This is a genomic window from Mycobacterium simulans, assembly GCF_900232995.1.
In the GTDB taxonomy this organism is placed as follows: Bacteria; Actinomycetota; Actinomycetes; order Mycobacteriales; family Mycobacteriaceae; genus Mycobacterium; species Mycobacterium simulans.
The window spans coordinates 2281516-2292797 of record NZ_OCVX01000003.1 but is presented as its reverse complement, the minus strand read 5'-3'; the positions used below and the strand labels follow the sequence as shown (position 1 = coordinate 2292797).

Below are 11282 nucleotides of genomic sequence, written 5' to 3'. Positions count from 1 at the left end.
CTGCCGATGCACGTCAAAACCGCCTACCATCGTCATCAGCGGGACCTCCTCGAGCTCCTGAAAAATTACCGACGCATAGATCATCGAGCGTCTGTGCCGAGGGGGTCCCCATCACATGTCATCTTTCCGAAGGTCGCCGAATGTGCACTCAGTGCGAAAAGATGGCGAGAAATCCACTCTGAATGCACGTTCGGCGCAAGTGCCTAGTCGCAAATGCCTAGGATCGAATCACCTTGCCCGCGACCGTACCCCCGTCGACCGGCAGCACGGTACCGGTAACATACCGCGACCGCTCACTGGCGAAATACAGTGCCGCCTCCGCGATGTCGCCGGGTGTGCCCTCGCGCTTCAGCGGCCGGTCGTCGCGCATCGTCTGGCGAATCTTCGCCTCGAACCGTTCGACTTCCGCCGGATCCAGATTCGCCGCCGACGTCGCCAGCAGCGGGGTAGGTATGTTGCCCGGAGCGATGGCGTTAACCCGAATTTCGTGGTAGGCCAACTCAATTGCGGCGGACTTTGTGAAGTGGATGACCGCCGCCTTGGAGGCGCGGTAGGACATCACGCCGCCGCCGGCCTGGATGCCGCCAATCGAGGTCAGATTGATAATCGATCCTCCACCGTGCGCGGCCATGTGCCGACCGGCATCCCGGGTACCAGCCATCACGCCCAAAACGTTGACCGCCATGATGCGATGGAAATCGGCTAGGTCGTCGTCAAAGAATCGGCGGTGCATGGTCCCGGAGATCCCGGCGTTGTTCACCATGACGTGCAAACCACCGAATTTCTCGGCTGCCGTTGCGACCAGCGCTGCGACCTGTTCGGGATCGGCGACGTCCGTCGGCTCGAAAGCGGCCGCGTCGCCGAGCGCGCTGGCCAGCGCCTCGCCAAGGTCTTGCTGGACGTCGGCGATGACGACCCGGGCGCCCTCGGCCACAAACCGCTCCACGATGCCGCGACCGATACCCGAGGCTCCGCCGGTCACGACGGCAACTTTGGCCGCCAGTTCGTTGCCCACACGACGAGTTAATCGGCGTGGACAGTGTTAAGTCAAGCAATTGATTTAAGCCTGCCGCCCCGGTGCTGGGTAATGTCAGACGGCAATCGTGACCAACACTGATAGGGCACAACGTTTGCGGGGTTTGCGGGGTCGGCGCGCAGAATGTGCGACCCTGCAACGGCTGACGTCCCTGGCCCGCTCCGGCCAGAGCCAAGTGCTCGTACTGCGCGGCGAGGCCGGTATCGGCAAGTCAGCCCTGCTCGACTTTGTTTCCGAGCGCACGTCGGGCTTCCGCGAGGCGCGAGTGGCGGGCGTCGAGTCCGAGATGGAGCTCGCCTTCGCAGCATTGCATCAACTCTGCGCACCACTGCTGGACTGCGTCGGTCGTCTACCGGGTCCGCAACGCGACGCGCTGGATGTCGCGTTTGGTCGCCGCGCCGGGTCGGCTCCCGATCGGTTTCTGGTGGGACTGGCAGTCCTGAGCCTGATCGGCGCGGCGACCGAGCGCCAGCCGCTGATCTTGCTCGTCGACGACGCCCAGTGGATCGACCGCGGTTCGGTCCAGACGTTGGCGTTCGTGGCCCGCCGGCTGATCGCGGAGCCCGTCGCGATGATTTTTGCGGTGCGCGATGATCCACAGGACGCAACGGCCGGCGAGCTGGACGGCCTACCGAGCCTGGTCGTCCAGGGGCTCAACGCCGGCGATGCGCGCGCACTGCTGGATTCCGTCATCCCGGGCCGGTTGGACAACCAAGTGCGCGACCGGATCGTCGCCGAAACCCGCGGCAATCCATTGGCTCTGCTGGAACTGCCCATGGGTCTGACGGCCGACGAGTTGGCCGGAGGCTTCGCGCGGCCGGACGCACGACGTCTGGTCGGGCAGATCGAGCAGACGTTCCTCAGGAGGATCCAATCGCTGTCGGGTGACACCCAGCAGTTGTTGCTCACCGCCGCCGCGGAACCAGTCGGCGACGCGGCGCTGTTGCTGCGCGCCGCCGAGAGCCTGGGGCTTCCCCACGACGCTGCCGCGGGAGCTGAAGCGGCGGGGCTGATCGACGTCGGAACCCGGGTGCGGTTCCGCCATCCGTTGGTGCGCTCGGCGGCATACCGCGCGGCGAATCTGCTGGAACGCAGGCGCGCTCATCGGGCGCTGGCCGAGGCAACCGACTCCGAATCCGACCCCGATCGACGCGCGTGGCATCTGGCCATCGCGGCGTCAGGTCCGGACGAGTCGGTAGCAGTGCAGCTTGAGCGCTCTGCCGAGCGCGCGCAGGCCAGAGGCGGTGTGGCCGCCGCGGCCGCCTTCTTGGAGCGGGCGTCGCAGCTGACCGCCGACCCGGTCCGCAGGGGCGCCCGGGCACTGGCCGCGGCCCGGGCCAAGCGCGACTCGGCAGCATTCGACGCTGCCGAAGACCTGCTGACCATGGCCGAATCCGCGACGCTCGACGAGCTGCAGCGGGCCAGCGTCGCACAGTTGCGCGCCCAGATCGCCTTCGCCAGAAGCCGAAGCGGCGACGCCGACGCGCCGACCGTCTCCGACTCCGCCGTCGGCCTCCTAGATGCCGCCAAACGGCTTGAGTCACTTGATGTTGCGCAGTCGCGGGAGACTTACCTGGAAGCCGTTGGCGCAGCACTCTTCGGCGGCCGGTTATGCCCACACGGCGGTATCGCGATGACGGCGGCTGCCGCCCGCGCGGCACCACCTGGCCCTAACCCCGCACGGCCGGTCGATCTGCTGCTGGATGGCATCACGCTACGGGTGACCGACGGCCATTCCGCAAGTGTGACGGTGCTTCGCGACGCGCTGAACCTGATCCGTGCGGAAGCCGAACAGTCTCAGGGCGACATCATGCCCTGGTTCTGGCAGGCGTTTCCCATCGTGCAGGAGTCCGCGGCGCACGAACTGTGGGACGACGACGTATGGCGGCAACTTGCCACGCACGCGGTGCGGTTGGCCCGCGACGCGGGGGCACTCGCCGTCCTACCTCTTGCCTTGGCCTATCGCGCCGGTGTCCACGTACAGGCGGGCGAGTTCGCGTCAGCCTCGGTTCTGATCGACGAGGCCAACACCATCGCAGCGGCAACCGGGTACGCGCCGCTGAAGTATCACTCGGTGCTGTTGGCCGCATGGCGTGGCATCGAGGCGGACGCGACTAGTTTGATCGAGACGGCGGCCGAGGATGGAATCTCTAGGGGCGAAGGCCGGGTCATTGGCTTGACGGGTTATGCGCAGGCCGTGCTGTACAACGGCCTCGGCCGCTACGACGATGCCTTCGCGGCGGCTCAGCGGGCATGCCAAGACGAGGACTTGGGCCTGTTCGGTTGGTGCCTTATCGAACTGATCGAAGCGGCCGCTCGAACCGGAGAACTGGAGACGGCACGCGACGCGCTCGGCCACCTCGACGAGCGCGTGCAAGGCAGCGGAACCGATTGGGCAGCGGGTGTTTTGGCTCGCTCCCGGGCGTTGTTGGTCGACAACCAAATAGCCGAAGATGCCTACCGGGAGGCAATCGCACGGCTGGAGCGCACCGGGATCGCCGTCCATCTCGCCCGCGCGCACCTGCTCTACGGAGAATGGCTGCGCCGCTGCAATCGCCGCGTCGACGCGCGCGCCCAGTTGCATACCGCGCTCGAGATGTTCGGGCGGATGGGCGCGGAAGGGTTCGCCGAACGCGCCCGCCGTGAGCTCCTGGTCACCGGCCAGAAGGTGAGCAAGCGCTCGCTGCACACCGCTGGTGTTTCGGCTGGCGAGCTGACCGCCCAGGAGGCGCAGATCGCCAAGCTGGCCGGTGACGGGCTTACCAACCCCGAAATCGCCGCGCAGTTGTTCATCAGCACGCACACCGTCGAATGGCACCTGCGGAAGGTGTTCGCCAAGCTCGGCATCAAGTCACGCCGTCAACTGCGTGGCACCGGGCCGACTACGCAGGTTTGACTACGGACTTTCAAGGGCTCCACTAGCCACCGGTTAGGCCATCCTGGATAGGACGGTTCATCGGGAAACTTGAAAGGCTTGGTCATGAAGGTTCTGGTTGTCGGCGGCAGTGGGCTTATCGGGTCGCAGGTTGTAGCCATGCTTACCGAGCTGGGACACGAGGCTGTCTCGGCATCCCCGAGCTCGGGTGTTAACACCGTGACCGGCGAAGGCGTTGCCGAGGCCGTCACGGGTGTCGACACGGTTGTCGACGTGTCCAACTCACCGTCTTTCGCCGATGACGATGTGATGAACTTCTTCACCGCCTCGACGCGGAACCTACTCGCGGCGGAGCGGGCCGCCGGTGTGCGGCATCACGTCGCGTTGTCGATCGTCGGCCCCGATCGAGTACCGCAAAGTGGGTACCTACGAGCCAAGGCCGCCCAGGAGAAGCTGATCGAGGCGTCCGGCGCCCCGTACTCGATCGTGCGCGCGACCCAATTCTTCGAATTCGTCAAGGGCATCGCCGATTCGGCCAGCGACGGCAACACCGTGCGCCTATCACATGACGCGGCCATCCAACCCATCGCCGCCACGGACGTCGCCACCGCCGTCACCCGCGCGGCAATCGGCCAGCCGCTCAACGGGATCACCAATATCGCCGGTCCCGACAAGTTCGGCATGGACGACTTCGTCCGAATCGGCCTTACCGCCCACGGCGATCCGCGTCAGGTGGTGACCGACCCAACTGCCCCCTATTTCGGTGCCGTGCTCGACGACCGCAGCATCGTTCCCGTCGACGGTGAAGATGTGACGATCTTCGAGACCCACTTCAGCGACTGGGCCGCCGCTAACCTACCCAGCACTACTCGTTAGGGACGAGCTGCCATGGAACTGCTGGACCATACTGCGGTTATCACCGGTGGAACCGCGGGCATCGGACTGGAGTCTGCGCGCCTGCTCGCCAGCGAAGGAGCCACGGTAATCATCACGGGCCGTAACCGAGCCCGAGGTGAGCAAGCGGCCCATGCTATCGGAGCTAACGGTGCTAAGGCGCGGTTCGTCCAGACCGACATGGCGGACGCCGAGTCGGTGAATTCGCTTGTGCAGCAGTGCGGCGAGGTCGACATCATCGTCAACAACGCCGCCAGCTTTCCGTCCGCGTTGACCGTCGACCAGGACATGGCCGTCTTCGAGTCGCTCTTCGATACCAACGTTCGCGGCGCCTACTTTCTGGTTGCCGGCCTGGTACCCGCAATGTTGCAGCGCGGACATGGCAGCATCGTCAACATCACCACCATGGCCGCGTTCAAAGGAATCCCCGGCGCGTCGGGCTACAGCGCATCCAAGGCCGCCTTGGAATCGCTAACCCGCACCTGGGCCGCCGAGTTCGGCCCGCGAGGGGTGCGCGTGAACAGCGTCGCGCCGGGTCCCACCCGCACGCAGGGTGTAGCCGCTGAATGGGGTGACATCAACGAAGAGCTCGGAAAGGCCTTGCCGCTGGGCCGCACCGCGTTCGCTGCCGAGATCGCCGAAGCCGTACTGTTTCTGAGCTCTCCCCGGTCCAGCTTCATCACCGGTTCGACCCTGCACGTCGACGGCGGCGGCGCGGCCGTCTGAGATGTCTGGTCAGGCAATCGATCTCAGCGAACCAAACGCGGTCGGACCCCAGCTGCGCGGCACCACCAAGCTACCGACCAACTGACCACGACCCCACCCCGCCGACACCTTCATATGGTGGTCAGCCGGCGTCTGCTGGCTGACCATGGCAGCCGAGGTCCCCGACGACGTCATACTCGTCGGCGAACTGATAGCCGCCGCAAAGGCGCTGACCGGTGACAACGGGCTGACGCGCAGCAACCTTGCCATCGTCGCGGCAGCGGATGCCGATTGCCCCGGCCGCGCGAGGCTTCGCAACACTTGAGGCACGGCCGACATCGCCAGGGCCGACATATCGGGGTCGCCGCCATCGCCGTCGGAGCCCAGCATCCCGGACAGATAGTCGCCCAAGGTTGGCGACGCAAACGGCATCACCGTTGCGGCCGCCGCCGAACCGCTGGCATAGCGATACATCGCGGAGGCATCCTGGGCCCACATTTCCCCGTACTCGGCCTCGAGAGCCGTGATCGCCGGGGTGTCTTGACTGACAACGTTTCCCGCGACCAGCGATGCCATTCGAGCACGGTTGGCCTCAATCTCCGACGGCGGCACCGTGGCGGCGAAGGCGGTGTCGTATGCGCTGGCAGCGGTCCTGGCTTGATCAGCGATCTGCTCGGCCTGGGCGGCGGTACTCGTCAGCCAGCGTATGTACGGGATGACGGCGGCCGCCATCGAACCTGATGCCGGACCCCGCCAACCTTCGTCGGTGAGCGTCCACAGGATCGAACTATAGGACGCCGCAGTGCTATACAAGTCGTCGGCCAACTTGTCCCAGGCCGACGCGGCAACCAGCATCGGGCCTGAGCCGGGGCCCGAATGCATTCGGGCCGAATTGACCTCCGGTGGCAACGCTCCGAAATCCACGTACGCCTTGATAACCGCTCATGATGTGTCGCAGCCATTAGCAACGAGGTTCGGCCGAAATCGTTACCGGACTATCCGCCAATCGTGATCAGGCGACCTGACGGGGCTACTGACGAGCGGGGTCCCGACCTGTCCAGTCGGTAGAGTCCGAGCACCGCGACTAGCCCCAAGAGGATCAGGCCGCTCCACACCAGTTCATCGGCATCCCAGCGGTGTGCGGCGGTCATGAGCGACCCGACCGCGAGATTGCCGACGAGGATTCCGACTCCCACGATGGTGCTGTAGAAGCCGTAGTGTGTCGCCACCATCCGGTCGCCTGACAGTGCGACCACAGCGCGCATTTCGAAAGGGAACAACGCCGCCGAAGCAATGGCCAGCATGGCCGCCGAAACCAACAACACCGCGACTCCCGCAAGAGTTCCGAACCGTTCGCCGTTCGGAACCAACGCCAGCGGCACGAAGGACGCCGCCAGGATCGTCGCGCCGACCACCAGGCCGCGTCCGGCACCCCACCGCGAAGCGAACCAGCGGGTGATCCGCAGCTGCCCGGCAATGGCGACCAGGCCGGACACCGCGAACATCGCAGCCACCAGGACAGATTGGTGGCCTGGCGCCAGCACCGACGCCTGCATGGGAAGCGCCAGGTACATCTGAAACGACAGCACGTAGACGCCGGTCATGGCGGCCGCGAACCACAGGAAGGAGCGGTTGCCAACCACGATCCGCCAGTCCTGCAGGACCGACGTCTTCGCCGTCCCTCCTTGCGCGTGGCCAGCTCGGTCCTGCGGCAGTGCCAATAGCTGCGCGATCGTCAGCACGGCGAACACGGCAGCAGCGCCCACGACGGTCATCCGGAAGTCCAACGCTAACAACGCCAATCCCACTAACGGGCCGAGCAAAATCCCCGATTGGTAGAAGATGTTGAACATCGCGAACGCCTCGATCTTGCGGTCACCGGAGTCGGCCGCGACGTAGGCGCGCACCGCGGGGTTGAACAGGGCCCCGGCGAAACCCGTGGCGGCCGAGGCAATTAGCAGACTAGGCAGCGATTGGGCGACAGCCAGCAGTGCGAACCCGCCGGTGCGTACCAGACATCCCGCCACGATCAGCGGTTTGTAGCCGAACCTATCGGCGAGCGTCCCGCCCACGAAGAACATGCCCTGTTGCGTGAAGTTGCGCACCCCCAACACCAGACCCACGGCCCAAGCCGCGAGTCCAAGTGGGCCCGCGAGGTAATCAGCCAGGTAAGGCATCAGCATGTAGAAGCCCATGTTGATGCCGAACTGGTTGATCATCAGCACGCGGCTGGGACGGTTGAAGCTGCGGAACTGTGCAAGCAATCCCATCACGACACCACCTGGGTTGGGTTGATCACTGTGGTGGTGCGTGTCCATCGGCTTACGACCGCGTCTGTGGGCGAGGCGATCTCGTCGGGTTCGGTCGGGGGTTGCCCGCCGAGCAGTTCGTGCTCGTTGCAGTATTCGTCGTTGTAGATCGTGTCGAAATAGCGTTGCGGCCCGTCGGGGAAAATCGCCGCGATAGTGGTGCCGGACGGCAATTTTCGCGCGGCCCATCCGGCAACAAGCGCGACGGCTCCGACACTCCATCCGCCGCTGGCGTGGTGGGTGGCGGCCATGGTGCGGGCCGCCCAGACGGCTTCGGCGGGAGCAACCCAATGCACTTCGTTGAATGCCCCGTAGTCGACGTTGCCGGGATAGATGCTCGAGCCCAGGCCGCGCATCAGCCTGCTCGACGCGGGCTGGCCGAAGATGGTGGACCCGATGGTGTCCACACCGATCAACTGCATGTCCGGGTTGAATTCCCGCAGCACTCGGGCCACCCCGGCCGAGTGCCCCCCGGTACCCACCGAGCACACCAGGACATCGACTGGCCCAAGCTGGGCGACCAGCTCACCCGCCAATGGCCGGTAGGCGTCGACGTTGTCGGGGTTGCTGTATTGGTTGGGGTTCCACGCGCCGGGGTCGGCAGCCATCAGCTGCGCGACCCGGTCTTTGCGTGCCTGTTGCCAGCCGCCGACCGGGTGCGGTTCGGTCACCATGTCGACGCGGGCGCCGTAGGCGGTCAACATCCGCGCGATGATGGGCTCCAAACCCGGGTCGGTGACCAGGGTGACCGGGTGCCGGTACACGTTCCCGGCCAGGGCTAGCCCCAATCCCAATGTGCCGCTGGTTGATTCGATGATTGCGCTGCCGGGTCCGAGGTCGCCGCGGGCGCGGGCCCGCTCGACCATGTGCATAGCGGGGCGGTCTTTCATCCCACCGGGATTGAATCCTTCGAGCTTCGCCCAGAAACCACGGTCGGAGCCGAAGGGTTGGGAGAGACCTGGAATCCAGAGCACCGGGGTGTTGCCGACCATGCTGCCGGGGTGGCGATTCCGGCCGGGGGTGAGGTGATACCCCTCGGGAACGAGGCGGTACCGGTCCCGGGTCTGGCGCGATTGCACGGGGGTGCGGTGCGAGCGGGTGGGGATGACAATTCGGGGATTGTTCATGGTTGTCGTCGCTTCTGCATCGGGGCCACGCGTTATGCGCAGCGGTTGATGTGGGTCAGCGGTCACCGGCAATGGCGAATGGCCACAATGGCCATACCAGGGCCTGGCGCTGACCAATCAGCGACGAGCCAGACAGAAGCGAGTCAACAGGTCTTGACCGGTGCAAGCGGAAGCCAGCACTGGTGGTGGCCCGCGCCCGGCGCGCACGACGAGGCAGGTAAGCACACCCGCGATGCCCACAGCCACCGCGATGGCGGCGGCTTCCAACGCCTGCGCGGCTGACCGCGGCAGCACCCCGGTCGCGAACTGCTCCGGGCACGATGGTGTGGAGTTGTCCGAGAGGTGCGCGTGGTCGATGTTGACCGCGAACTCCTTGCCAACGGACGTCACCAGAGGGTGGTTGGGATGAGTCGCGTGGCGGTGTATCTGGGGCAGCCAGCATTGGGCGGCTATCGCGGCCACCACCCAGGCCAGGGCGACCGCGGCGATCGCGGATCGCGTAACCACCACGCGTCGGCCTTTCATGGCGCTCACTGTATACCCCCTATGGGTATCATGTAAAGGGGACTTGACGGTTGCGTATTGCCCGATGTCCTAGCAGGGTAAGAGCGCGGTTCCGAATCAACTCAAGACGAGGAGCGGTCAATGCCGGTACTGCCAACGAGCGGTCACCCCTTCGGCGGAGTGCAGCTCAGTAGGCGCGGCTTCATCGGCGCCGGTATCGCCAGCGGATTCGCGCTGGCCGGCTGCCATTCGCAAAACCAGCCGACGGGTAGGGCGGCGATGGCGGACGCTATTGCTGCGGCTGAAGCTGCCCGCCCGCACAGTGGGCGGACCGTGACCGCCAATTTGACCCCGCAACACGCGGTGATCGACCTGGGTGGGCCTACCGTGCACACACTGTGCCTACGGCAACGCCGTCCCAGGACCCCTGATCCGCGCAACCGTTGGTGATGAGCTTGTCGTGGCGGTGCACAACCGGCTCGACCGTCCGACGTCTGTGCATTGGCACGGCATCGCACTGCGCAACGACATGGACGGAGCCGAGCCCGCGACCCCGAACATCGCCGCGGGCCACGACTTCACCTACCGGTTCACCGTCCCGGACCCCGGCACCTACTGGGCCCATCCGCACGCCGGGCTGGAAGCCGACATGGGGCTTTATCTGCCCGTGATCGTTGACGATCCGACCGAACCACTACGGTATGACGCGGAATGGATTGTCATCCTTGACGATTGGACCGATGGCGTCGGCAAGAGTCCGCAACAGCTCTTCGAGCAGCTGACCGATCCGAACAAGCCCACGACGACCAACACCACTCCTACTACGACGACCTCCCCAACCACCACGACTACGACCACTACTACGACGACCACTGGGACAACTACGACCACTGAGACGACCACGACTACCGGGACAGGAATGCCAGGAATGCCGGGAATGCCTGGGATGCCGGGGGGCGAAGTCGGCACCAGCGAGTTGCTCGGCGGCGACGCCGGGGACATCGCCTACCCGTACTATCTGGTCAACGGGCGGATTCCGACGGCGCCCAGTTCCTTCACCGCGAAACCCCGCCAGCGGATCCGTATCCGGTTCATCAACACCGCTTCCGACACCGCATTCCGAGTCGCCCTGGCCGGTCACACCATGACGGTGACCCACACCGACGGTTACCCGGTGATACCCACCCCGGTCGACGCCTTGCTGATCGGCATGGCCGAACGCTACGACGTCATCGTGACCGCGGGCGACGGCGTCTTTCCATTGGTCGCGGCTGCGGAAGGCAAAAACGCCCTGGCGCGCGCGCTGCTTTCGACCGGGGCCGGCAGCCCGCCCGATCCGCAGTTCAGGCCGGCCGAACTCAACAAACGGGTGGGTACCGTCGAGATGTTTGTCGCGACAAGTACCGCCAATCTGGGTCGGCCCGAACCCAACCTGAACTTGCCGGTGGTCCTGGGCGGAACGATGGCGAAATACGACTGGACGATCAACGGCGAGCCCTACAGCCGGACCAAACCGCTGCACGTACGGCAGGGCCAGCGCCCGACCCTCACGTTCGACAACGCCACCATGATGTGGCACCCAATACACCTACACGGCCACACCTTTCAGGTGATGAAGGCCGACGGAACCTTGGGCCCCCGCAAGGACACCGTCATTGTGTTGCCGAAGCAGAAGGTCCAGGCCGTCCTGGTCGCCAACAACCCCGGCCAGTGGGTTATGCACTGCCACAACACCTACCACCAGGACGCCGGCATGATGACGCTCCTGAACTACACGCTCTGACGGTCTCGCGAGCAGACGTAAAATCCCCTCGTTTCGGCACGAAACGGGG

8 protein-coding genes and 1 pseudogene are annotated in these 11282 nt (G+C 65.4%); 4 read left to right on the top strand and 5 right to left on the bottom strand.

Features of this window, described 5'->3' with window-relative positions; translation table 11 throughout:
* Window positions 1-217 precede the first annotated feature (217 nt).
* Window positions 218-1015, bottom strand: a complete 798-nt coding sequence (locus tag MSIMFI_RS11100; RefSeq protein ID WP_191497234.1) for an SDR family NAD(P)-dependent oxidoreductase — start codon at window positions 1013-1015, stop codon at window positions 218-220.
* Between the two features lie 124 nt (window positions 1016-1139).
* On the opposite strand from MSIMFI_RS11100, the gene MSIMFI_RS11095 reads away from it, so the two are divergent.
* From MSIMFI_RS11095 to MSIMFI_RS11085, 3 genes are all read left to right on the top strand, one after another.
* Window positions 1140-3932 carry a helix-turn-helix transcriptional regulator gene (locus MSIMFI_RS11095; protein WP_191498136.1) on the top strand — a complete coding sequence of 931 codons (2793 nt, stop codon included), beginning with the start codon at window positions 1140-1142 and terminating at the stop codon, window positions 3930-3932.
* Window positions 3933-4016: 84 nt separating this feature from the next.
* Window positions 4017-4787 (top strand): SDR family oxidoreductase, encoded by a 771-nt coding sequence (locus MSIMFI_RS11090; RefSeq protein ID WP_191497233.1) that lies wholly within the window; start codon window positions 4017-4019, stop codon window positions 4785-4787.
* Between the two features lie 12 nt (window positions 4788-4799).
* Window positions 4800-5531 (top strand): SDR family NAD(P)-dependent oxidoreductase, encoded by a 732-nt coding sequence (locus MSIMFI_RS11085; protein ID WP_191497232.1) that lies wholly within the window; start codon window positions 4800-4802, stop codon window positions 5529-5531.
* 9 nt (window positions 5532-5540) lie between these two features.
* Here MSIMFI_RS11085 and MSIMFI_RS29240 read toward each other — a convergent pair whose 3' ends face one another.
* From MSIMFI_RS29240 to lpqS, 4 genes are all read right to left on the bottom strand, one after another.
* A complete protein-coding gene (locus MSIMFI_RS29240; RefSeq protein WP_191497231.1) occupies window positions 5541-6434 on the bottom strand; it encodes a PPE family protein in 894 nt (297 codons plus the stop codon).
* A gap of 71 nt (window positions 6435-6505) precedes the next feature.
* Complete coding sequence (locus tag MSIMFI_RS11075) at window positions 6506-7780, bottom strand: MFS transporter (protein WP_191497230.1); 1275 nt, start codon at window positions 7778-7780, stop codon at window positions 6506-6508.
* Window positions 7780-8898, bottom strand: coding sequence for a PLP-dependent cysteine synthase family protein (locus MSIMFI_RS11070; protein WP_191498135.1), 1119 nt, complete (start codon window positions 8896-8898; stop codon window positions 7780-7782). Before MSIMFI_RS11070 ends, MSIMFI_RS11075 begins: the two co-directional genes overlap by 1 nt.
* Before the next feature lie 165 nt (window positions 8899-9063).
* Window positions 9064-9471, bottom strand: coding sequence for a putative copper homeostasis (lipo)protein LpqS (gene lpqS / locus MSIMFI_RS11065; RefSeq protein WP_318187388.1), 408 nt, complete (start codon window positions 9469-9471; stop codon window positions 9064-9066).
* Window positions 9472-9591: 120 nt separating this feature from the next.
* On the opposite strand from lpqS, the pseudogene MSIMFI_RS11060 reads away from it, so the two are divergent.
* Window positions 9592-11233, top strand: a pseudogene (locus MSIMFI_RS11060) (multicopper oxidase family protein).
* Window positions 11234-11282: the final 49 nt, after the last annotated feature.

Bases quoted from the DNA above. Each gene is read 5' to 3' on its own strand.
- MSIMFI_RS11085 (WP_191497232.1), top strand. From the start codon at position 4,800: ATGGAACTGCTGGACCATACTGCGGTTATCACCGGTGGAACCGCGGGC.
- MSIMFI_RS11075 (WP_191497230.1), bottom strand. From the start codon at position 7,780: ATGGGATTGCTTGCACAGTTCCGCAGCTTCAACCGTCCCAGCCGCGTG.
- lpqS (WP_318187388.1), bottom strand. From the start codon at position 9,471: ATGAAAGGCCGACGCGTGGTGGTTACGCGATCCGCGATCGCCGCGGTC.
- MSIMFI_RS11090 (WP_191497233.1), top strand. From the start codon at position 4,017: ATGAAGGTTCTGGTTGTCGGCGGCAGTGGGCTTATCGGGTCGCAGGTT.